The following is a 20998-nucleotide window of genomic DNA, read 5'->3' as shown; positions in this document are numbered from 1 at the left end:
GACGGGCGGAGTACCGCTCAGTACATTCGAGTAAACCCTCGTTCACTCCTCGGCTGTGCAGCCGGTAAGGGGATCGCAGCTCATGTCTTCTGCAACGAACGGCACGACGTCCGTCATCGTCGCGGGCGCCCGCACCCCGATGGGGCGGCTGCTCGGCTCGCTGAAGTCCTTCTCCGGAGCCGACCTCGGCGGCTTCGCGATCAAGGCCGCCCTCGACCGTGCGGGGATCGGCGGCGACCAGGTGCAGTACGTCATCATGGGCCAGGTGCTCCAGGCCGGCGCGGGCCAGATCCCGGCGCGCCAGGCCGCCGTGAAGGCCGGCATCCCCATGAGCGTCCCGGCCCTCACCATCAACAAGGTGTGCCTCTCCGGCCTCGACGCCATCGCCCTCGCGGACCAGCTCATCCGCGCCGGTGAGTTCGACATCGTGGTCGCGGGCGGCCAGGAGTCGATGACCAACGCCCCGCACCTGCTGCCGAAGTCCCGCGAGGGCTTCAAGTACGGGGCGATCGAGATGCTCGACGCCATGGCGTACGACGGTCTGACCGACGCCTTCGAGGGCATCGCCATGGGCGAGTCCACCGAGAAGCACAACACCCGCCTGGGTATCCGGCGCCCCGAGCAGGACGAGATCGCCGCGCTGTCCCACCAGCGGGCCGCCGCCGCGCAGAAGAACGGGATCTTCGAGGCCGAGATCACCCCGGTCGAGATCCCGCAGCGCAAGGGGGAGCCGGTCGTCTTCAGCAAGGACGAGGGCATCCGCGCCGAGACCACCGTGGAGTCGCTCGGCAAGCTGCGCCCGGCGTTCGCCAAGGACGGCACCATCACCGCCGGCTCCTCCTCGCAGATCTCCGACGGCGCCGCCGCGGTGGTCGTGATGAGCAAGGCCAAGGCGCAGGAGCTGGGCCTGGAGTGGATCGCCGAGATCGGCGCCCACGGCAACGTGGCCGGCCCGGACAACTCTTTGCAGTCGCAGCCGTCGAACGCGATCCTGCACGCCCTCAAGAAGGAGGGCCTGGAGGTCTCCGACCTCGACCTGATCGAGATCAACGAGGCGTTCGCCGCCGTCGCCGTGCAGTCGATGAAGGACCTCGGCGTGTCCACGGAAAAGGTGAACGTCAACGGCGGCGCCATCGCGCTCGGCCACCCCATCGGCATGTCCGGCGCCCGTCTGGTGCTGCACCTGGCGCTGGAGCTCAAGCGGCGCGGCGGCGGTGTCGGCGCGGCCGCGCTGTGCGGCGGCGGCGGCCAGGGTGACGCGCTGATCGTCCGGGTACCCAAGGCCTGAGTTCGTTTCCCGTACGACCCCGAAGTCAAGAACGGAGCTGTGATGCAGGACGTCTCCTCGCTGGTGGCCCAGGCCAGGGAAGGCCGGCCGCGTGCCGTGGCCCGGCTGATCTCCCTGGTGGAGGGGGCGTCCCCGCAGCTCAGGGAGGTCATGGCGGCGCTCGCTCCGCTCACCGGCAACGCCTATGTGGTGGGCCTGACGGGCTCGCCGGGTGTCGGCAAGTCGACTTCCACCTCGGCGCTCGTCACCGCCTACCGCAAGCAGGGCAAGCGGGTCGGCGTCCTGGCCGTCGACCCCTCCTCCCCGTTCTCCGGGGGCGCCCTGCTCGGTGACCGGATCCGGATGTCGGACCACGCCTCCGACCCGGGCGTCTACATCCGCTCCATGGCGACGCGCGGCCACCTGGGCGGCCTCGCGTGGGCCGCGCCGCAGGCCATCCGCGTCCTGGACGCGGCCGGCTGCGACGTGGTCCTGGTGGAGACGGTCGGCGTGGGCCAGTCGGAGGTGGAGATCGCCTCCCAGGCCGACACCTCCGTGGTGCTGCTGGCCCCGGGCATGGGCGACGGCATCCAGGCCGCCAAGGCGGGCATCCTGGAGATCGGCGACGTCTACGTCGTCAACAAGGCCGACCGGGACGGCGCCGACGCCACCGCGCGCGAGCTGAACCACATGCTCGGCCTCGGCGAGTCCCGGGCCCCGGGCGACTGGCGGCCGCCGATCGTGAAGACGGTCGCCGCGCGCGGCGAGGGCGTCGACGAGGTCGTCGAGGCGCTGGAGAAGCACCGGGCGTGGATGGAGGAGCACGGCGTCCTCCAGCAGCGCCGGCTGGCCCGCGCCGCCCACGAGGTGGAGACCATCGCGGTCACGACCCTTCGCGAACGCATCGGTGATCTGCACGGCGACCGCCGGCTCAGCGCGCTGGCCGAGCGGATCGTCGCCGGCGAGCTGGACCCGTACCGGGCGGCGGACGATCTGGTGGCGGGTCTGACGCAGGCGTAGGGGGCGTCTCAGGAGACACGCGGCGGGCGGGGTTCCCCAGGGGAACCCCGCCCGCCGCGTGTTCACGGGCGGCCGCGCTGGCCGCGCAGGTGCTCCGCGATCGGCTTCAGGGACTTGTCGAGCTCGGTGAGCGCCTCGGGGGAGAGCAGGTCGATGAAGTGCCGGCGCACGGAGGCGACATGGTGGGGCGCGACCCGCTGCATGGTCTCCATGCCGAGCTCGGTGAGGACCGCGTACAGCCCGCGGCGGTCGGACTCGCAGTTCTCCCGTCGCACCAGGTCGGCGTTCTCCATACGGGTGATCTGGTGCGAGAGGCGGCTCTTGGACTGGAGGGTGGCGGAGGCGAGGTCGCTCATCCGCATCCGCCGGTCCTCCGACTCGGAGAGGTTCACCAGGATTTCGTAGTCGTTCATCGTCAGTCCGAACGGCTGCAGATCCTTTTCGAGCTGGTACGTCAACAGCCTGTTGACCTCCAGGTGGGTGCGCCAGGCGCACTGCTCCGCATCGGTCAGCCAGCGGGTGGCCGTTTCGGTCTCCATGAATGAAGTCTACCTAAAAAGTTGAAAGGCGTACTAATGGGGGGTGGCCGTGACGGCGCGCATGACTACGTGCACGCGTTCGATGTCACTCTCCGAAGACTACCGCTCACAGCCCGAAGCGACGCTGGAGGTCTCCCAGCTGTCCGGGAAGGCGCGGTACTCCCGCGGAGGCCGCGCCGCCCTGAGGCCCGCCGCCGGGCACCCCGGCCTGCTGCGGAACCGCCCCCGCGGCCTGCTCGGCCATCAGGGTCTCGGTCGACTGCAGCAGCACCGTCCCCGCCCCGACGAACTCGAACTGATGCTCCTCCCCGGAGGCCCCGCCGAGGCCCGTCAGCGCACGTAGACCGCCCATCACACCGGTCATGTAGCCATGGTCGTAGTGATGGCACGGAGACGGGCAGTCGGCCCATCCGACGAGCGCCTGCGGGTCCACCCGGATCGGGGGTTCCATGAACACCACCGGACCGTTGGACGCGGCCACGAACGTGCCGGTTCCGATGAGGGTCAGAAAACCCGGCACGATCGATTGCTTCAGCGACAGAGTTGGCTGAAAAGCAAGCAGGTTGCCCGAGCGAATGGTCAGGTTGCCGTCCTCGAGGTCATAGGAATTGACGTCGAAGGCCCGGTCGGCGAGCAGCATCTTGCCCGAGCCCTCCGCCACGACCCAGTCCGAGGCGTGCAGAGGCGAATGGAACGACGTACGGACAAGCCGGTCCAAACCGCCGTGCCCGATGCCGTTGAACTCGATCGAGCCGTAGTAGGCGACCATCTTCCCCTTCTGCAGGAACCACCGGCTCCCCTTGAGCTCCACGCAGAAGGTGTACGCGTTGACGTTGTCGTCGGCGGGCAGCGTCAGCGGGTCGTGCACGACGGGACCCGCGCCGGGGTGGGCGGTCACAGCTTCTCCTCCGAGGCCTGGACGTACACCGAGCCGCTGCCGCTGAGCTCCAGCTGGAACGCCTCACCGGACCCGCGCCCCACCATGTCGCGCCAGCCGAGCGCGGTCGACAGCTTGTTGCGGACGTCGCCGTGGTGGGCGACGTAGGCCTGGGGGTCGACGTGCACGGGCCGCTGCGGGGTGACGGGCACCTCGAACACACCCCCGTGGGCCATCACGGCCACGGCCCCGTGCCCGGTCAGCGATGTGGTGAACAGCCCCTGCCCGCTGACCTGGCCGCGCACCATGCCCATCACGCCGCCCTGTGCGCCGAGGAACACGGTCCGCTGCTCCAGCGTGCCCTCGAAGGCGAGCAGCCGGTCGGCCTCGACGTACAGGGTGTCACCGGTCAGCCGGATGACCTGCACATGGTGGCCGCCGTGCCCGAAGAACACGGTGCCGCTGCCCTCGACGGTCATCAGCGGGGTGTCCTCGTTCGCCACCCGGCGCCCGATCATCGACATGACGCCGCCCTGCCCGCCGCCGACGTTCGGGGTGAACGTCACCTCCCCCTTGTAGGCGAGCATCGCGCCGCGCTGGCTGAACAGCCGCTGCCCCGGCGCGACGGTGGCCTCGACCATCTTGGAGTTGATCTCCCGCAAGGTCATGTCACACGTCCCCCGCGATCGTGTTCCGCTCGCTCGGCTGTACGTACACGAGCCCGTCCCCCTCGAAGCGGATCTGGAAGGCCTCGCCGCCGCCCTCGCCGAGCAGCGTGCGGAAGGTCACACCCGACTGGAACGTCTGCCGGAGGTCGCCCTGGTGCGCGACGTAGGCGCCCGGGTCGACGTTCAGCGGGTACTGCGGAGTGACCCGCAGGACGACGGCGGGCCCGTCGGAGGTGATGGCGGCCTGTCCGTGCCCCTCGACGGTCGTCGTGAACAGCCCGTTGCCCTGCGAGGCGCCCCGCACCCCGGTGAAGCTGGTCCCCGTCCGCAGCCCCGCGTCCGTGGCCAGCAGGTTGCTGCTCTCCACGAACAGCTTGTCCCCCTGCAGGCCGACCAGGTTGATCTCGGACGCCCGGTCCGCGAACCAGCAGGTCCCCTGCCCCTTCACCTCCATCATCGTCATCTGCTCGCCGGTGAGCCGCCGGGTCACCATGCCCCGGATCCCCTCGCCGCCGCCGCTCAGCTTCTTGAAGGCCATCTGCCCGTCGTACGCGACCATCGAGCCGTTCTTCGCCCTCACGGCATCCCCGGTCATGTCGACGGCGAGCACCTTGCTTCCCTGAAGTCGGAACATCGCCACGCTGCGAAGGTAGCCGGGAGGGCCTGCCACCGACAGGGCACCCCGGCGGACCCGGCCGTCCCCCGGGGGCCCGGTCGCCGGGACCCCCGGCCGGTTTGCCACAATGGCGGGGACGTTTGTGCACCCGTTCACAAACTGCCGACGACTCTTCCACCGAAGGTGACCCGTGGACATCAAGACCGCCTCCGCCCTGCGCCGGCTCCGCCTGGTCTCGACCCCCGAGGCCGTGTCCTTCCTGCTGCTTCTCGTCTGCTCGGTGCTCAAGCGCACCACGGACTTCAACGCGGTGCCCGTGATGGGCGCGGTCCACGGCGTCCTCTTCGTCCTGTACGTGATCTTCTGGGCCGACGCCTGGAACCGCGCCAAGTGGTCCTTCGGGACCGCCGCCCTCTACTTCGTCCTCTCCGTCCTGCCGACCGGCGGCTTCTTCGCCGACCGCAGGCTGCGCCGTGAGTCCGAGGCCGCGGTGACCGCCTCCCGCGCCCGCAAGGAAGGAGTCGTCAGCGCATGATCGTCGCCTTCTCCGTGACGCCGCTCGGGGTCGGCGAGGACGTGGGGGAGTACGTCGCCGACGCCGTGCGGGTGGTCCGCGCATCCGGCCTGCCGAACCGTACGGACGCCATGTTCACGTCCATCGAGGGCGAGTGGGACGAGGTCATGGACGTGGTCAAGCGCGCGGTGGCCGCCGTGGAGGCGCGTGCGCCCCGGGTGTCCCTGGTCCTCAAGGCGGACGTCCGCCCCGGTGTGACGGACGGTCTGACGTCCAAGGTGGACACGGTCGAGCGATACCTGGATCAGTCGTAGCGCCCGAAAAGCGAGACGGAGCTGACCGCATAATGACCGGCCGGTAAGGTCTGGTGCCGTGCCGAAGCCGCTCAGTCTCCCGTTCGATCCCATCGCCCGCGCCGACGAGCTCTGGAAGCAGCGCTGGGGCGGAGTGCCGTCCATGGCCGCGATCACCTCGATCATGCGGGCCCACCAGATCCTGCTCGCCGAGGTGGACGCGGTGGTCAAGCCGTACGGGCTGACGTTCGCACGCTACGAGGCGCTCGTGCTCCTCACCTTCTCCAGGGCCGGCGAGCTGCCGATGTCCAAGATCGGCGAGCGCCTCATGGTGCACCCCACCTCCGTGACCAACACGGTCGACCGCCTGGTGCGCTCCGGCCTCGTCGCCAAGCGCCCCAACCCCAACGACGGCCGCGGCACCCTCGCCTCCATCACCGACAAGGGCCGCGAGGTCGTCGACGCCGCCACCCGCGACCTGATGTCCATGGACTTCGGCCTCGCGGCGTACGACGACGAGGAGTGCCGCGAGATCTTCGCGATGCTCAGACCGCTGCGGATCGCGGCGGGGGACTTCTCGGAGGAGTGAGGGGGCGGCCCGGGACCCCGGCCAAGATCTACCGGAACGGGCGGTTACGCTCGACGGCATGAAGAAATCCGTGCTGACCCGCTACCGCGTCATGGCCTACGTCACCGGTGTGCTGCTGGTCCTGCTGACCCTCGGCTGCATCGCGAAGTACGGGACCGACATGAGCGGGGCCGACAGCTTCGTCAAGGTCGTCGGCATCGCGCACGGCTGGCTGTACGTCCTGTACCTGGTGTTCGCCTTCGACCTGGGCTCCAAGGCCAAGTGGCCGGTCGGCAAGCAGCTGTGGGTGCTGATCGCGGGCACGATCCCGACGGCCGCCTTCTTCGTGGAGCGCAAGATCTCCCGCGAGGTGGAGCCGCTGGTCGCGGACGGTACCCCCACGGTCGCCAAGGCGTAAACCCCGAACCGCCGTGAGCATGCTCGCGGCGGTCTCCCATCGACATTTACTAGGACGTCCTAGTAAATTCGAAGCATGGACGCTGACGCCATCGAGGAGGGCCGCCGTCGCTGGCAGGCCCGGTACGACGCCGCGCGCACGCGCGACGCTGACTTCACCACGCTCTCCGGGGACCCCGTGGAGCCGGTGTACGGGCCGCGGCCGGGAGACACGTACGACGGGTTCGAACGGATCGGGTGGCCGGGGGAGTACCCCTTCACCCGGGGGCTGTACCCGACCGGCTACCGGGGGCGTACGTGGACCATCCGGCAGTTCGCCGGGTTCGGCAACGCCGAGCAGACCAATGAGCGCTACAAGATGATCCTCGGCAACGGCGGCGGCGGGCTCTCCGTCGCGTTCGACATGCCGACGCTCATGGGCCGCGACTCCGACGACCCGCGCTCGCTGGGCGAGGTCGGGCACTGCGGGGTCGCCATCGACTCCGCGGCCGACATGGAGGTGCTGTTCAAGGACATCCCGCTCGGGGACGTCACCACCTCCATGACCATCAGCGGGCCGGCCGTGCCGGTCTTCTGCATGTACCTCGTCGCCGCCGAGCGGCAGGGTGTCGACCCGGCGGTGCTCAACGGCACCCTGCAGACCGACATCTTCAAGGAGTACATCGCCCAGAAGGAGTGGCTCTTCCAGCCCGAGCCCCATCTGCGCCTCATCGGCGACCTGATGGAGTACACGAGCGCGAGGATCCCGGCGTACAAGCCGCTCTCCGTCTCCGGCTACCACATCCGCGAGGCGGGCGCGACGGCCGCGCAGGAGCTGGCGTACACGCTCGCCGACGGCTTCGGCTACGTCGAGCTGGGCCTCAGCCGCGGCCTCGACGTGGACGCGTTCGCGCCCGGGCTGTCCTTCTTCTTCGACGCGCACGTCGACTTCTTCGAGGAGATCGCCAAGTTCCGTGCCGCGCGCCGCATCTGGGCGCGCTGGATGCGCGACGTCTACGGCGCCCGGTCCGCCAAGTCCCAGTGGCTGCGCTTCCACACCCAGACCGCGGGCGTGTCGCTGACCGCGCAGCAGCCGTACAACAACGTCGTCCGTACGGCGGTGGAGGCCCTGGCCGCCGTCCTCGGCGGGACCAACTCGCTGCACACCAACGCCCTCGACGAGACCCTCGCCCTGCCGAGCGAGCAGGCCGCGGAGATCGCGCTGCGCACGCAGCAGGTGCTGATGGAGGAGACCGGCGTCGCCAACGTGGCCGACCCGCTGGGCGGTTCCTGGTACGTCGAGCAGCTCACCGACCGCATCGAGGCCGACGCCGAGAAGATCTTCGACCAGATCAAGGAGCGCGGCCTGCGGGCGCACCCCGACGGGCAGCACCCCATCGGGCCCGTCACCTCCGGCATCCTGCGCGGCATCGAGGACGGCTGGTTCACCGGCGAGATCGCCGAGTCCGCCTTCCGGTACCAGCAGGCGCTGGAGAAGGGTGACAAGAGGGTGGTGGGCGTCAACGTCCACACCGGCTCCGTCACCGGCGACCTGGAGATCCTGCGCGTCAGCCACGAGGTCGAGCGCGAGCAGGTGCGCGTGCTGGCCTCCCGCAGGGCCGACCGCGACGAGGCGGCCGTGCGCTCCGCCCTGGACGCCATGCTGGCCTCCGCCCGCGACGGCTCCAACATGATCGAGCCCATGCTGGACGCGGTCCGCGCGGAGGCGACCCTGGGCGAGATCTGCGGGGTGCTGCGGGACGAGTGGGGCGTCTACACGGAGCCGCCCGGCTTCTGACAGGGCGTCGCCGCCGGGGCACCCCGGTGCCATGGGGTGCCTCCCCCGAGGGGCACCCGGCCCGTCCGCGCCGCCCCGGACGGCACGCATGCTGCCCGCGGCGTGAGGCCGGCGGTGCGGATCAGCCCGCCCCCTCCGGCCCCGCCGCAAGCCCCAGCACCAGCACTCTCGTGAAGGCCCGCACCCACTCCTCGTCCGCCGGCTCGGCGCTCACCAGGGTGCGGTGCACCACCGCCCCGGCCACCATGTCGAAGATGAGGTCGGCCATGCGGGCGGCCTCGGCGGTGTCGTGCTCCCGGGGCAGCTCCCCGCGCGCCTGGGCCCGTTCGCGTCCCTCGGTCACCAGGACCTTCTGCCGCTCCACGATCGAGCAGCGGATGCGCTCCCGCAGGGCGTCGTCCCGCGTGGACTCGGCCACCACCGCCATCAGCCCGCTCCTGGCCTCGGGTCTGGCGAGGATCGCCGCGAACTGCAGGACCACGCCCTCGATGTCCGCCGCCAGGGAGCCGCGGTCCGGCAGACGCAGCTCGTCGAAGAGTTCCGCCACCGCGTCCACGACGAGTTCGTTCTTGCCCGCCCACCGGCGGTAGAGGGTCGTCTTGGCGACCCCCGCCCGCGTCGCCACGTCTCCCAGCGTGAGTTTCGACCAGCCCAGCTCCACCAGCGCGGCACGCGTCGCGGCGAGGATCGCCGTGTCGGCGGCGGCGCTGCGCGGACGGCCTCGGACGGCGGGGGTGCGGTGCTGCATGCCATGACCATAAACCGCCGTTCCCGGCCCGACACCGGACGCGGCAGTGAGGCAGATCACCGGATACGGGCTCCCCGGCGGGCCCCTTCCCTATTACGCTACGACTCGTATCGAAAGCTCGTGAGGGACGTACACGGGTGACGACGGCCGCACGGCGCGGGTGGGGACCCGGTGCCGCCGGACGGCTCTTTTTCATTACCGCGCGGGTACGGGGGAGGATAGACGCATGCAGCCACGGAACATGTCCATGAGCGGCGTCGTCGACCTCGCAGCGGTCAAGGCGGCCCAGGAGGCCAAGGCGAAGGCGGAGCAGGCGCGCGCCGAAGCGGCGCGGCGCGGCGGGAGCGGGGCCGTGTCCCCGGCCGACCTCGTCATCGACGTCGATGAGGCGGGGTTCGAGCAGGATGTCCTGCAGCGCTCCGCCGAGGTACCGGTCGTCATCGACTTCTGGGCCGAGTGGTGCGAGCCCTGCAAGCAGCTGAGCCCGGTCCTCGAGCGGCTCGCCGTCGAGTACGACGGGCGCTTCCTGCTCGCCAAGATCGACGTCGACGCCAACCAGATGCTGATGCAGCAGTTCGGGATCCAGGGGATCCCGGCCGTCTTCGCGGTCGTCGCGGGACAGGCGCTGCCGCTCTTCCAGGGCGCCGCGGGCGAAGCCCAGATCCGCCAGACCCTCGATCAGCTGGTGCAGGTCGCCGAGCAGCGCTTCGGCCTGACCGGCCTCACCGTCGACCCGGACGCCGAGCCCGGCGCCGCCCAGCCCGCCGCGCCCGCGGCCGGCCCCTACGACTCCCTGCTCAACGCCGCCGCCCGGGCCCTGGACGCCGGTGACCTGGCCGGCGCCGTCCAGGCGTACAAGAACGTACTGGCCGACGACCCGGTGCACCCCGAGGCCAAGCTCGGTCTGGCGCAGGCCGAGCTGCTCCAGCGGGTGCAGGACCTCGACCCGCAGCAGGTGCGCCGGGACGCCGCCGACCGGCCGGCCGATGTGCGGGCGCAGATCGCCGCCGCCGACCTCGACCTGGTGGGCGGTCATGTGGAGGACGCCTTCGGGCGGCTGATCGACACGGTGCAGCGCACGGTGGGTGACGACCGGGACACCGTACGGCTGCGGCTCCTCGAACTGTTCGAGGTGGTCGGCGCGGACGACCCGCGGGTGGCCGCGGCGCGCCGGGCCCTGGCCCGCGCCCTGTTCTGAGCCTCCGAACCCCTGCAGCGGCCGCGCTTTACCAAATCTTGGTAATCGCGGCCGCTGTTACTGCAAGTAAGTCCAGGGCATCGATCTGTCGGACTCTGTCCAGCGATCAATAGTTTTGTCCCGCACCTCTCTGCCACCGAGCGTCAACGACCGAGATCAGTGGGTCGTTGTTCGGTTATCCGGCCGTTACTAGCGAGTAACGAACCCCTTGTGCGGGCGGCGAAGATGCACCACGATCGGCCACGCTCGGTCCATTGACGTACCCCGGCAGCCGGTCGGGTCGCGACAGCTCCTGGGTCCCCACCGAGCAGAGACGGCAGCAGTGGAGCCGGCTCTAGGGCAGGGGGGTCTTCGCCGCTCGGCGAAGCCTGTCCAGCAAGGTTGTGCGTGATGTGTGTCAGGCGCGACCAGTGGTTGTCGCTCGGGGGTGATCGCCGGTGATTCGGGCGCGGTACGCGCCACCGAGCGCGGGCGCTCTCCTTACCGAGGACGTAGCACTTCTCCCATCCCTGCCCGGCTGAGCCGCCGTCAAGTGGCAGTCAGGGCCGGAGATGTACGTCCGAGAAGGAGGAAATCATGGGTTCCAAGCCTCGTGGCGGGACCAGATGGAAGCGGTTCGCTGTGGTCATGGTGCCCAGCGTCGCCGCGGCCGCAGCGGTCGGCGTGGGTCTGGCGCAGGGTGCGCTCGCCGCGTCGTTCGCCGTCTCCGGCCAGCAGTTCAAGGTGCGCGCCGGTCACCTCGAAGGTGACGGCTTCGCCCAGTACGGCGGTGTCGACGAGGGTTACACCGACATCAGTGGTTCCAAGACCACCAAGCGCCCCGTCGCGATCTCGACGTTCAAGCACGCCGAGATCAACAACATGTGCCAGTCGCTGAAGACGGACATCCCGCTCCTGGGCACCGTCTACATGCGCCTGGAGGCCGGTCACAAGGACCCGGTCGTCGCGGACAACCTGTACCTCGACATCGCCCAGCTCGACGCCGACGCCACCTTCAAGGGCATCGACATCGGCGTGGCCGTCAAGGACCAGAACAAGGGTCCGGCCGTCACCGACAAGGGTGTGCTGCCGGGCGGCTTCGCCCAGCAGGCGGACAAGGCGATCCTCGACGACGCCAAGCAGACGGCGTGGGCCACCACCGCCGGCACGTTCAAGCTGAGCGGACTGAGCCTGCGGCTCGGCACCGACTCCAAGATGGAGTGCTTCTGAGCCTCCGTCGCGCGGGTACCTGACGGTACTTGAGCTGACCGCCGGGCGGGGGAGCGACCGCTTCCCCGCCCGACCGGACTCCCCGCCAGGACCCCTCGTCCGGCGCGGGAGCACCGGGCACCGCTCGCTCTTCGCGCGCCGACCTCGAACTCTCCACGGCGACAGCGCCGGTACGTACTTCCCCCGGATCCAGGGAGCTGTTTTTCCATGAGTGCCGTGACTCCGGTCCAGAGCGCCGGGGCCTTCACCCGGACGCGACTGCGGTTCCGCGCCTGGCGGGGCGACCGGCCTTTCTGGGCGGGCCTGTTCACACTGCTCGGCGGTGTGCCGATCGCCTACTTCCCGTACGCCACCCTCAAGCTGGGCCACGTCTCCATCGCCATGGCGACGACGGCCGGTGCGGGCTCCCTGATCATCGGTGTCCTTCTGGTCACGCTCGGCCTGACCATGTGGTTCCAGCAGGCCACCCGCATCTTCGCGGGCGTCGCCTCGATCGTGCTGGCCCTGGTCTCGCTGGTGGTGTCCAACATCGGCGGCTTCGTGATCGGCTTCCTGCTCGCCCTGGTCGGCGGCGCGCTCGCGCTGTCCTGGGCGCCGGGCGAGGAGCCCGCGAAGGGCACCCCCGCGCAGGACGAGACCCCGGCCGGGGCCGCTCCCGCCGGGACCCTGCCGGAGGACCCCGGACCCGCGCCGCAGCCCGTCGAGGAGAGCGCGGGCGCCGTTCCCGGCCCCCGTGAGCACAGCGAGGACGTCGTGCCCGACAACGACAACGGGAGGCACCGTGCCGGCTGAGCCGCAGGGCGCGGACGACGTCGCGGCCGAGCCGCGCAGCAGAACAGGGCCGCGCCACGCAGCCCCGAAGAAGCCGCTCCTGACCCGACTGCACATGCCTACGGGCCGTGCCATCGCGCTCGCGGCGATGCCCACCGCCGTCCTGATGGGCGTCGGCATGGGCCCCCTCGCCCAGGCCGAGGGCCAGGACCCCAAGCGGCTGACGGCCGAGGAGTACCAGGCCTGCGTGGAGGCCCTGGAGGTCGCCCAGGACGGCGCGGACGGGGCCGACGAGAGTGCCGAGCCCTCCGCCACCCCGTCCCCGAGCGCCTCGGAGACCGCGGACGGCGGTCCCTCCGACGGCGGTTCGACCGACACCGGCTCCGACACGGGCACGGACACCGGCACCGGCGACACCGGCACGGACACGGACACCGGCTCCGGCACGGACACCCCCGCGCCGACCCCGACGACCGAGGCCCCCGAGCAGCCGGCCGGCTCGACGGACACGGACACCACCCCGCAGTCCGCCGAGCCCGCACCCTCCGAGACCGAGACCGGCAACCCGCTGGACCCGCTGGGCATCGGCGACGCACTCGGCGACCTGCTCACCGGCGGCCAGGAGGAGGAGGCCCCCGCCCCGGCGCCCTCCACCGCCACGCCCACGCCCACGGCCACGCCGAGCGCGCCCGACACCCAGGCCCCGGCCCCCGACCCGGTCGAGACGGCGAAGGACACCGTCGAGGACACCGGCGACACGGTCGGCGACACCGCGGGCGACACGGCCGGGGACGTCACGGACACCGTCGACGAGGCCGGCGACAAGGCCGAGGAGGCCGCCTCCGAGGCTCCGTCCGCCACGGCCACGCCCAGCCCGTCCGCCTCCGAGAGCGTGGACCCCGAGGACTGCCCGGTGGCCACCGACGCGGAGGGCGAGTACGCGAACGCGCCGCAGCTCCCCGACCGGCCCTGGCGCCTGGAGGCCAGCTCCCTGCTCCTCAAGGGCGCCGACTACCAGGGCATAGTCGAGGTGCGGACCGCGGGCGGCACGGTCAAGAAGGTGCTGAAGTACGTCATCAGCGACGGCACCGAGATCGGCGACCTGCACCAGCTCGTCAAGGACCAGGACGGCGGCAAGACCTACCACGTCCAGGCCGCCAAGGGGTCGAAGTCGACCATCACCAACGGCAAGACGACCATGTACACGGAGAAGATCTCGGGCAAGCTGTTCGGCCTGATCCCGGTCACCTTCAGCCCGGAGAACCCGCCGCCGCTGAACATCCCGCTGATCTACTTCACCGACGTCGAGGTCACCCAGGCCGGCCAGTTCGGCGGCGACCTGCACGTCCCCGGGCTGCACCAGTTCATCACCGACTGACAGCCCCGCAGAGCCCGTCCGGGAGCCGCAACACAGAGCCGTGGCCCGGTCCTCCAGTGGGAAGGACCGGGCCACGGCTCTTTCCCGAGAGGGCTGACACCCGGCGCGTACGACCGAGGGCGCCCCTCTCCATGAGAAGGGGCGCCCTCGGTGCCGTGCGGTGTCGCGGGCCCGGTCGGGCGTGTGCGTCAGGCGCGCTCGCCGCCGCCCAGGTGGTGGACGCGGACCATGTTGGTGGTGCCGGGGACGCCGGGGGGCGAGCCGGCCGTGATCACCACGGTGTCGCCCTGGTCGAACCGGCCCAGACGGACCATCTCCTGGTCCACCAGGTCGACCATCTCGTCGGTGCTGTTCACGAACGGCACCACGTGCGGCTCCACGCCCCAGCTGAGCGCCAGCTGGTTGCGGGTGCCCTCGTCCGTGGTGAACGCGATGATCGGCTGCGCGGCACGGTAGCGGGAGAGCCGGCGGGCGGTGTCTCCGGACTGCGTGAAGGCCACCAGGCCCTTGCCGCCGAGGAAGTCGGCGATCTCGCAGGCCGCACGGGCCACCGAACCGCCCTGCGTGCGCGGCTTCTTGCCCGGCACCAGCGGCTGCAGGCCCTTGCTCATCAGCTCCTGCTCGGCCGCGGTGACGATCTTCGACATCGTCTTCACGGTCTCGATCGGGTACGCGCCCACGCTCGACTCGGCGGACAGCATGACCGCGTCCGCGCCGTCCAGGATCGCGTTGGCCACGTCGGAGGCCTCGGCGCGGGTCGGCCGGGAGTTGGTGATCATCGACTCCATCATCTGGGTCGCCACGATCACCGGCTTGGCGTTGCGGCGGCACAGCTCGATGAGGCGCTTCTGCACCATGGGGACCCGCTCCAGCGGGTACTCGACGGCGAGGTCGCCACGCGCGACCATCACACCGTCGAACGCCATGACGACGTCCTCCATGTTCTCCACCGCCTGCGGCTTCTCCACCTTGGCGATGACGGGGACCCGGCGGCCCTCCTCGTCCATGACGCGGTGGACGTCGGCGACGTCCTTGGCGTCCCGGACGAAGGACAGCGCGACCAGGTCGCAGCCCATGCGGAGCGCGAAGCGGAGGTCCTCGATGTCCTTCTCGCTGAGCGCGGGCACGTTGACGGCCGCGCCGGGCAGGTTGATGCCCTTGTGGTCGGAGATGACGCCGCCCTCGATGACGATCGTCCGCACCCGCGCGCCCTCGACGTCCAGGACCTTCAGCTCGACGTTGCCGTCGTTGATCAGGATCTGGTCGCCGCGCGAGACGTCACCGGGCAGGCCCTTGTAGGTGGTGCCGCAGATCGTCCGGTCGCCCGGGACGTCCTCCGTGGTGATGGTGAACTCGTCACCGCGCACCAGCTCGACGGGGCCCTCGGCGAAGGTCTCGAGACGGATCTTGGGGCCCTGGAGGTCGGCGAGGACACCGATGGCCCGGCCGGTCTCCTTGGCGGCACCCCGGAGCCGGTCGTACCGGCCCTGGTGCTCGGCGTGCGTGCCATGGCTGAAGTTGAAGCGGGCCACGTTCATGCCGGCCTCGATCAGCGACACGAGCTGTTCGTGGGAGTCGACCGCGGGGCCGAGAGTACAGACGATTTTCGAACGGCGCATGGGGCGATCCTATCCGTTTGTTTCGCTCCGGAATATTCCGTCTGGTGGAAGATACAAATGAGTGCCCTTTTGCTCAGGTGGGCTCACTTGTCTTTTCTCACCAGTGCGTAGGTCTGCGTCGCTATCTCCAGTTCTTCATCCGTCGGCACCACCGCGACGGCCACGCGCGCGAAGTCGGGCGAAATCAGCCGCGGCTCGTCCCCGCGCACGGCGTTCAGCCCGGCGTCGACCGCGAGCCCCAGCTCCTCCAGGCCCGCGACGGCGGCCTCCCGCACCTCCGCCGCGTTCTCCCCGACCCCGGCGGTGAACGCGACCGCGTCCACCCGGCCGAGAACGGCGTAATAGGCGCCGATGTACTTCTTCAACCGGTGAATGTAGATGTCGAAGGCGAGGCGCGCCTGTTCGTCGCCCTCGTCGATGCGCCGGCGGATCTCCCGCATGTCGTTGTCCCCGCACAGCCCGATCAACCCGCTCTTCTTGTTGAGAAGAGTGTCGATCTCGTCGGCGGACATTCCACCGACACGCATCAAATGGAAGATGACGGCCGGATCGACATCTCCGGAGCGTGTACCCATCACCAGCCCCTCCAAGGGCGTCAGCCCCATGGAGGTGTCCACGCACATCCCGCCCCGCACGGCGGAGGCGGACGCGCCGTTGCCGAGGTGCAGCACGATCACGTTGACGTCCTCCGGCGCCCGGCCCAGCAGCTTCGCCGTCGCCCGGGAGACATAGGCGTGCGAGGTGCCGTGGAAGCCGTAGCGGCGGACGCGGTGCTCGTCGGCCGTCTTCACGTCGATGGCGTAGCGGGCGGCCGACTCCGGCATGGTCGTGTGGAACGCGGTGTCGAACACCGCGACCTGCGGCAGGTCCGGGCGCAGGTGCCGGGCCGTGCGGATGCCGGTGAGGTTGGCCGGGTTGTGCAGCGGGGCGACCGGGATGAGCCGCTCGATCTCGGCGAGGACGGTGTCGTCGACGACGGTCGGCCGCGTGAAGTGCTTCCCGCCGTGCACCACCCGGTGGCCGATCGCGGCCAGCTCGGGCGAGTCCAGTCCGAGCCCGTCCTTGGCGAGCTCGGCGGCCACCGCCTTCAGCGCGGCGTCGTGGTCGGCTATCGGGCCGGTCCGCTCGCGGGACTCCCCGCCCGCCGGCGTGTGCTTGAGCCGGGAGGTCTGCTCGCCGATGCGCTCGACGAGGCCCGTCGCCGGCCGGCTGCTGTCGCGCATGTCGAGCAGCTGGTACTTCAGCGACGAGGAGCCGGAGTTGAGGACGAGGACGCGCGTGGAGCTCACAGGAGGGATGCCTTCTCGCTCGGGTTCTGGGCCTGGATCGCCGTGATGGCGACGGTGTTGACGATGTCCTGGACGAGCGCGCCCCGGGACAGGTCGTTGACGGGCTTGCGCAGACCCTGCAGCACCGGCCCGACGGCGATCGCGCCGGCCGAGCGCTGCACGGCCTTGTAGGTGTTGTTACCTGTATTGAGGTCCGGGAAGATCAGAACCGTTGCCTGCCCGGCCACGTCGGACTCCGGCAGCTTGGTCGCGGCGACGGTCGGCTCCACGGCCGCGTCGTACTGGATCGGCCCCTCGATCTGCAGGTCGGGGCGCCGGGAGCGCACCAGCCCGGTCGCCTCGCGCACCTTGTCCACGTCCGCGCCCGAGCCCGACGTACCCGTCGAGTACGACAGCATCGCGATCCGCGGCTCCACCCCGAACTGCGCGGCCGTCGCCGCCGACTGGACGGCGATGTCGGCGAGCTGCTCGGCGTCCGGGTCGGGGTTGACCGCGCAGTCGCCGTAGACGAGGACCTTGTCGGCCAGGCACATGAAGAACACCGACGACACGATCGAGGCGTCCGGCTTGGTCTTGATGATCTCGAAGGCGGGCCGGATGGTCGCGGCGGTGGAGTGCACCGAACCGGACACCATGCCGTCGGCGAGGCCCTCCTGGACCATCAGCGTGCCGAAGTAGTTCACGTCCGAGACGACGTCGTACGCCAGCTCGACCGTGACGCCCTTGTGGGCGCGGAACCCGGCGTACTTCTCGGCGAACCGGTCGCGCAGCTCGCTGGTGGAGGGGTCGATCAACTGGCAGTCACCGAGGTCGATGCCCAGGTCGGCGGCCTTCTTGCGGATCTGGTCGACCGGGCCGAGCAGCGTCAGATCGCAGACGTTGCGGCGCAGCAGCACCTCCGCCGCGTGCAGCACCCGCACCTCGGTGCCCTCCGGCAGCACGACCCGGCGCCGGTCGGAGCGGGCCTGCTCCAGCAGCTTGTGCTCGAACATCATCGGGGTGACCCGGTCGGAGCTGGGCGCCGAGACCCGCCGGGCGAGGTCGGCGGTGTCGACGTACCGCTCGAACAGGCCGAGCGCGGTCTCCGCCTTGCGCGGGGTGGCCGCGTTGAGCTTGCCCTCCAGGGAGAACAGCTGCTCGGCGGTGGGGAAGCTGTTGCCGGACACCGACAGCACCGGCGTGCCCGGGGCGAGACGGGCGGCGAGGGTGAGGACCTCGTCGCTGGGCACCTCGTCCAGGGTGAGGAGCATGCCGGCTATCGGCGGGGTGCCCGCGCTGTGCGCGGCGAGCGCGCCGATGACCAGGTCGGCCCGGTCCCCGGGGGTGACGACCATGCAGCCGGGGGTCAGGGCGCCCAGGAAGTTCGGCAGCATCGCGCCGCCGAACACGAAGCCGAGCGCGTCCCGGGCCAGCCCCGAGTCGTCGCCGAGCAGCACCTTCGCGCCGAGGGTCTGGGCGATCTGGGAGACCGTCGGCGCGGACAGCGCGGGCTCGTCGGGGACGACGTAACAGGGGACGGGCAGCCGGGAGGCCAGCTTGTCGGCGATCAGCTCGCGGTCCTCGCGCTCGACCCGGTTGGCGACCATCGCCAGCACGTCGCAGCCGAGGGTGTCGTAGGCGCGGTAGGCGTTGCGGGTCTCGGCCCGCACCGCTTCGGCGGTCTGCTTGCGGCCGCCCACCACCGGGATCACCGACGCGCCGAACTCGTTGGCCAGGCGCGCGTTGAGGGCCAGCTCGTCCGGCAGCTGGGTGTCGGCGAAGTCCGTGCCGAGCACCAGCACCACGTCGTAGTCGCGGGCCACCGCATGGAAGCGGTCCACCAGCACCGACACCAGCTCGTCCGTGCCCTGCTCGGCCTGGAGCGCGGACGCCTCGTGGTAGTCCATGCCATAGACCGTCGCCGGGTCCTGCGAGAGCCGGTAGCGGGCGCGCAGCAGCTCGAAGAGCCGGTCCGGGCCGTCGTGGACGAGGGGGCGGAAGACACCCACCCGGTCGACCTGGCGGGTCAGCAGTTCCATGACCCCCAGCTCGACGACCTGGCGGCCGTCGCCGCGGTCGATACCGGTCACGTACACGCTGCGCGTCACGCGTGCTCTCCGTTTCATGGGTGGTGGTGTCGGTGCCCTGGGCCTGCCCGCCGGGCTGTCATAAAAATCGCCCACCGAGGTGAGCTGAACCCTCTTGACAATACCTCCCCCTATAGATAAGGCGCCCGTCAAGTCGGGAGGCGGCAGCGCGCTGTGGGACGTGGAACAATCGGAACCGGCTCACCGGAACCACAGCGAGCAGGAGACACAGCACGATGCGTATCGGAGTTCTCACCGCAGGCGGCGACTGCCCCGGCCTGAACGCAGTGATCCGGTCGGTCGTGCACCGAGCGGTCACGAACTACGGTGACGAGGTCATCGGCTTCGAGGACGGTTACGCGGGCCTGCTGGACGGCCGCTACCGCCCGCTCGACCTCAACGCGGTCAGCGGCATCCTCGCCCGTGGCGGCACCATCCTCGGTTCCTCCCGGCTGGAGCGCGACCGCTTCCGCGCGGCCTGCGACAACGCCAAGGAACTCATCGAGAAGAGCGGCTTCGACGCCCTCATCCCGATCGGCGGCGAGGGCACCCTGACCGCCGCCCGCATGCTGTCCGACGCGGGCGTGCCGGTGGTCGGCGTGCCCAAGACCATCGACAACGACATCTCCTCCACCGACCGCACCTTCGGTTTCGACACCGCCGTCGGCGTGGCGACCGAGGCCATGGACCGCCTGAAGACCACGGCCGAGTCCCACCAGCGGGTGATGGTCGTCGAGGTGATGGGCCGCCACGCCGGCTGGATCGCCCTGGAGTCCGGCATGGCCGGCGGCGCCCACGGCATCTGCCTGCCCGAGCGCCCCTTCGACCCGGCCGACCTGGTGAAGATGGTCGAGGAGCGCTTCGCCCGCGGCAAGAAGTTCGCCGTCATCTGCGTCGCCGAGGGCGCCCACCCCGCCGACGGCACCATGGACTACGGCAAGGGCGCCATCGACCAGTTCGGCCACGAGCGCTTCCAGGGCATCGGCACCGCCCTCGCCCACGAGCTGGAGCGCCGCCTCGGCAAGGAGGCCAAGCCGGTCATCCTCGGCCACGTCCAGCGCGGCGGCACCCCGACCGCGTACGACCGCGTCCTCGCCACCCGCTTCGGCTGGCACGCCGTCGAGGCCGCACACCGGGGCGAGTTCGGCCGGATGACCGCGCTGCGGGGCACCGACATCGTGATGGTGCCGCTGGCGGAGGCGGTCACCGAGCTGAAGACCGTACCCAAGGACCGGATGGACGAGGCGGAGTCGGTCTTCTAGAGCCGGCTCGGCGGCAAGCGCCCCGGCCGCGGGCATCTCGCCAGGAGGCGTCCCGGTCGGCGGCGTACCGGTCGCATTCCGGCTCGCCCGGAGGTGTCTCAGTAGGCGGCGCTCTCCTCCAGGGCCGTCCAGAAGCGCTCGACGATCCGGTCGAGGAAGTCGCGGCCGGCGTCCCGTGAGTCGTCGGCCGCGTTGCCGCCCGCCCAGCTGAGGCTGGCGACCATCTGCCCCTGGTACTCCTGGTGCAGCGCCTGGAGCGTGTGCTCCAGCTGTCGCCGCTCCAGCGGAACGATCTTCCCCACGGGCCGCACATACGCCTGCCAGCGCGTGGCGACCGCGCTGCGCAGCAGCTCGGCGAGCTTGGCCTCGCGCCCGGTGACGGTCACCAGGTCGGGCAGGGACAGCTCCAGCACCTCGGCCAGAGCGGCGGCCTGCCGCTCCGAGCCACGCCACTGGCCGGTCTCCTCCATCCGCAGATACGCGTCGAGCTCGTGCCCGACGGCCCGCGCGACGTCCTCCGGGGCCAGTGCCCGGGCGATGCGGTGCTCCCGCAGGGTCCGGGCCCGCCCGATGAGCTCGCCCGGCGAGCACCACAGCACCCCCGCGAGCGCGGTGAGCTCCGGGTTGCTCGGGCTGAGGGTCCCGCGCTCCCAGGCGATGACGAGGTCGGGCGTGACATAGGGCAGGCCGTAGGAGGCACGCAGCCCGTAGGCGACGTGTTCGGGCCCCATGCCGAGCGCGGCACGGAGCCTGCGGGCGGCGGGGGCGTTGAAGGGCGGACCGGTGTGGTTCGGCTGAGCTGAGGGTTGGCGCACGGGACCTCAAGCTAGAGGTGCGACCACCGTGGTGACTACGGTCTGTTCGGCCACAATCACGCATTGTATGAACGTACGGTTTTTCCC

The 20998-nt window shown here is 70.6% G+C and carries 21 protein-coding genes; 12 read left to right on the top strand and 9 right to left on the bottom strand.

What is annotated here, in order from left to right; genetic code table 11:
- The first annotated feature begins 82 nt into the window (after window positions 1-82).
- On the top strand, window positions 83-1288 hold the full coding sequence (locus tag ACIGXJ_RS15545; RefSeq protein WP_399644941.1) for an acetyl-CoA C-acetyltransferase: 1206 nt from the start codon (window positions 83-85) through the stop codon (window positions 1286-1288).
- A 42-nt stretch (window positions 1289-1330) separates the two neighbouring features.
- On the top strand, window positions 1331-2287 hold the full coding sequence (gene meaB, locus ACIGXJ_RS15540) for a methylmalonyl Co-A mutase-associated GTPase MeaB (RefSeq protein ID WP_399644939.1): 957 nt from the start codon (window positions 1331-1333) through the stop codon (window positions 2285-2287).
- A gap of 62 nt (window positions 2288-2349) precedes the next feature.
- Here the strand turns inward: meaB and ACIGXJ_RS15535 are convergent, their stop codons facing one another.
- From ACIGXJ_RS15535 to ACIGXJ_RS15520, 4 genes are all read right to left on the bottom strand, one after another.
- The gene (locus ACIGXJ_RS15535) at window positions 2350-2826 is read right to left on the bottom strand and encodes a MarR family winged helix-turn-helix transcriptional regulator (protein WP_399644937.1); all 477 of its coding nucleotides are present in this window, start codon (window positions 2824-2826) and stop codon (window positions 2350-2352) included.
- Window positions 2827-2932: 106 nt separating this feature from the next.
- A complete protein-coding gene (locus tag ACIGXJ_RS15530; RefSeq protein WP_399644935.1) occupies window positions 2933-3724 on the bottom strand; it encodes an AIM24 family protein in 792 nt (263 codons plus the stop codon).
- Window positions 3721-4371, bottom strand: a complete 651-nt coding sequence (locus tag ACIGXJ_RS15525) for an AIM24 family protein (protein WP_399644933.1) — start codon at window positions 4369-4371, stop codon at window positions 3721-3723. The genes ACIGXJ_RS15530 and ACIGXJ_RS15525 overlap by 4 nt, the downstream gene beginning before the upstream one ends.
- Before the next feature lies 1 nt (window position 4372).
- Window positions 4373-5005 (bottom strand): AIM24 family protein, encoded by a 633-nt coding sequence (locus tag ACIGXJ_RS15520; protein WP_399645964.1) that lies wholly within the window; start codon window positions 5003-5005, stop codon window positions 4373-4375.
- Between the two features lie 172 nt (window positions 5006-5177).
- Here ACIGXJ_RS15520 and ACIGXJ_RS15515 point away from each other — a divergent pair, with 172 nt between their 5' ends.
- The 5 genes from ACIGXJ_RS15515 to ACIGXJ_RS15495 all read left to right on the top strand — a co-directional run bounded on the left by ACIGXJ_RS15515 (window position 5178) and on the right by ACIGXJ_RS15495 (window position 8556).
- Entirely contained in the window at window positions 5178-5522 is a 345-nt protein-coding gene (locus ACIGXJ_RS15515; protein ID WP_399644931.1) for a DUF3817 domain-containing protein, read from the top strand.
- The gene (locus tag ACIGXJ_RS15510; RefSeq protein ID WP_399644929.1) at window positions 5519-5815 is read left to right on the top strand and encodes an MTH1187 family thiamine-binding protein; all 297 of its coding nucleotides are present in this window, start codon (window positions 5519-5521) and stop codon (window positions 5813-5815) included. The genes ACIGXJ_RS15515 and ACIGXJ_RS15510 overlap by 4 nt, the downstream gene beginning before the upstream one ends.
- A gap of 58 nt (window positions 5816-5873) precedes the next feature.
- A complete protein-coding gene (locus tag ACIGXJ_RS15505) occupies window positions 5874-6383 on the top strand; it encodes a MarR family winged helix-turn-helix transcriptional regulator (protein ID WP_399644927.1) in 510 nt (169 codons plus the stop codon).
- Between the two features lie 58 nt (window positions 6384-6441).
- Window positions 6442-6780, top strand: a complete 339-nt coding sequence (locus tag ACIGXJ_RS15500; protein ID WP_399644925.1) for a DUF3817 domain-containing protein — start codon at window positions 6442-6444, stop codon at window positions 6778-6780.
- 75 nt (window positions 6781-6855) lie between these two features.
- On the top strand, window positions 6856-8556 hold the full coding sequence (locus ACIGXJ_RS15495; protein ID WP_399644923.1) for a methylmalonyl-CoA mutase: 1701 nt from the start codon (window positions 6856-6858) through the stop codon (window positions 8554-8556).
- A gap of 121 nt (window positions 8557-8677) precedes the next feature.
- Here ACIGXJ_RS15495 and ACIGXJ_RS15490 read toward each other — a convergent pair whose 3' ends face one another.
- Complete coding sequence (locus ACIGXJ_RS15490) at window positions 8678-9304, bottom strand: TetR/AcrR family transcriptional regulator (RefSeq protein WP_399644921.1); 627 nt, start codon at window positions 9302-9304, stop codon at window positions 8678-8680.
- A 226-nt stretch (window positions 9305-9530) separates the two neighbouring features.
- Here ACIGXJ_RS15490 and ACIGXJ_RS15485 point away from each other — a divergent pair, with 226 nt between their 5' ends.
- The 4 genes from ACIGXJ_RS15485 to ACIGXJ_RS15470 all read left to right on the top strand — a co-directional run bounded on the left by ACIGXJ_RS15485 (window position 9531) and on the right by ACIGXJ_RS15470 (window position 13860).
- A complete protein-coding gene (locus ACIGXJ_RS15485) occupies window positions 9531-10502 on the top strand; it encodes a tetratricopeptide repeat protein (protein ID WP_399644919.1) in 972 nt (323 codons plus the stop codon).
- Between the two features lie 576 nt (window positions 10503-11078).
- Entirely contained in the window at window positions 11079-11711 is a 633-nt protein-coding gene (locus ACIGXJ_RS15480) for a DUF6230 family protein (protein ID WP_399644917.1), read from the top strand.
- A 207-nt stretch (window positions 11712-11918) separates the two neighbouring features.
- Window positions 11919-12503 carry a DUF6114 domain-containing protein gene (locus tag ACIGXJ_RS15475; protein WP_399644915.1) on the top strand — a complete coding sequence of 195 codons (585 nt, stop codon included), beginning with the start codon at window positions 11919-11921 and terminating at the stop codon, window positions 12501-12503.
- The gene (locus ACIGXJ_RS15470; RefSeq protein ID WP_399644912.1) at window positions 12493-13860 is read left to right on the top strand and encodes a hypothetical protein; all 1368 of its coding nucleotides are present in this window, start codon (window positions 12493-12495) and stop codon (window positions 13858-13860) included. The genes ACIGXJ_RS15475 and ACIGXJ_RS15470 overlap by 11 nt, the downstream gene beginning before the upstream one ends.
- A 188-nt stretch (window positions 13861-14048) precedes the next feature.
- Here ACIGXJ_RS15470 and pyk read toward each other — a convergent pair whose 3' ends face one another.
- From pyk to pta, 3 genes are all read right to left on the bottom strand, one after another.
- Window positions 14049-15479, bottom strand: a complete 1431-nt coding sequence (gene pyk, locus ACIGXJ_RS15465) for a pyruvate kinase (protein ID WP_399644910.1) — start codon at window positions 15477-15479, stop codon at window positions 14049-14051.
- Window positions 15480-15562: 83 nt separating this feature from the next.
- Window positions 15563-16768, bottom strand: a complete 1206-nt coding sequence (locus ACIGXJ_RS15460) for an acetate kinase (RefSeq protein WP_399644908.1) — start codon at window positions 16766-16768, stop codon at window positions 15563-15565.
- Window positions 16765-18855, bottom strand: a complete 2091-nt coding sequence (gene pta / locus ACIGXJ_RS15455) for a phosphate acetyltransferase (RefSeq protein ID WP_399644906.1) — start codon at window positions 18853-18855, stop codon at window positions 16765-16767. The genes ACIGXJ_RS15460 and pta overlap by 4 nt, the downstream gene beginning before the upstream one ends.
- A gap of 215 nt (window positions 18856-19070) precedes the next feature.
- Here pta and ACIGXJ_RS15450 point away from each other — a divergent pair, with 215 nt between their 5' ends.
- A complete protein-coding gene (locus ACIGXJ_RS15450) occupies window positions 19071-20096 on the top strand; it encodes an ATP-dependent 6-phosphofructokinase (RefSeq protein WP_399644904.1) in 1026 nt (341 codons plus the stop codon).
- Between the two features lie 98 nt (window positions 20097-20194).
- Here the strand turns inward: ACIGXJ_RS15450 and ACIGXJ_RS15445 are convergent, their stop codons facing one another.
- The gene (locus tag ACIGXJ_RS15445; protein WP_399644902.1) at window positions 20195-20911 is read right to left on the bottom strand and encodes a helix-turn-helix domain-containing protein; all 717 of its coding nucleotides are present in this window, start codon (window positions 20909-20911) and stop codon (window positions 20195-20197) included.
- Window positions 20912-20998: the final 87 nt, after the last annotated feature.

Origin of the sequence: Streptomyces sp. NPDC053367 (assembly GCF_044545925.1) — a bacterium.
Taxonomy (GTDB): Bacteria; Actinomycetota; Actinomycetes; order Streptomycetales; family Streptomycetaceae; genus Streptomyces.
Note: the sequence above shows the minus strand (reverse complement) of the source record. Positions and strands in the feature narration are given on the sequence as shown.

Excerpts from the sequence above, each read along its gene's own strand:
- ACIGXJ_RS15545 (WP_399644941.1), top strand. The coding sequence starts at position 83 with ATGTCTTCTGCAACGAACGGCACGACGTCCGTCATCGTCGCGGGCGCC.
- meaB (WP_399644939.1), top strand. The coding sequence starts at position 1,331 with ATGCAGGACGTCTCCTCGCTGGTGGCCCAGGCCAGGGAAGGCCGGCCG.
- ACIGXJ_RS15535 (WP_399644937.1), bottom strand. The coding sequence starts at position 2,826 with ATGGAGACCGAAACGGCCACCCGCTGGCTGACCGATGCGGAGCAGTGC.
- ACIGXJ_RS15525 (WP_399644933.1), bottom strand. The coding sequence starts at position 4,371 with ATGACCTTGCGGGAGATCAACTCCAAGATGGTCGAGGCCACCGTCGCG.
- ACIGXJ_RS15520 (WP_399645964.1), bottom strand. The coding sequence starts at position 5,005 with ATGTTCCGACTTCAGGGAAGCAAGGTGCTCGCCGTCGACATGACCGGG.
- ACIGXJ_RS15510 (WP_399644929.1), top strand. The coding sequence starts at position 5,519 with ATGATCGTCGCCTTCTCCGTGACGCCGCTCGGGGTCGGCGAGGACGTG.
- ACIGXJ_RS15500 (WP_399644925.1), top strand. The coding sequence starts at position 6,442 with ATGAAGAAATCCGTGCTGACCCGCTACCGCGTCATGGCCTACGTCACC.
- ACIGXJ_RS15495 (WP_399644923.1), top strand. The coding sequence starts at position 6,856 with ATGGACGCTGACGCCATCGAGGAGGGCCGCCGTCGCTGGCAGGCCCGG.
- ACIGXJ_RS15490 (WP_399644921.1), bottom strand. The coding sequence starts at position 9,304 with ATGCAGCACCGCACCCCCGCCGTCCGAGGCCGTCCGCGCAGCGCCGCC.
- ACIGXJ_RS15485 (WP_399644919.1), top strand. The coding sequence starts at position 9,531 with ATGCAGCCACGGAACATGTCCATGAGCGGCGTCGTCGACCTCGCAGCG.
- ACIGXJ_RS15480 (WP_399644917.1), top strand. The coding sequence starts at position 11,079 with ATGGGTTCCAAGCCTCGTGGCGGGACCAGATGGAAGCGGTTCGCTGTG.
- ACIGXJ_RS15475 (WP_399644915.1), top strand. The coding sequence starts at position 11,919 with ATGAGTGCCGTGACTCCGGTCCAGAGCGCCGGGGCCTTCACCCGGACG.
- pyk (WP_399644910.1), bottom strand. The coding sequence starts at position 15,479 with ATGCGCCGTTCGAAAATCGTCTGTACTCTCGGCCCCGCGGTCGACTCC.
- ACIGXJ_RS15450 (WP_399644904.1), top strand. The coding sequence starts at position 19,071 with ATGCGTATCGGAGTTCTCACCGCAGGCGGCGACTGCCCCGGCCTGAAC.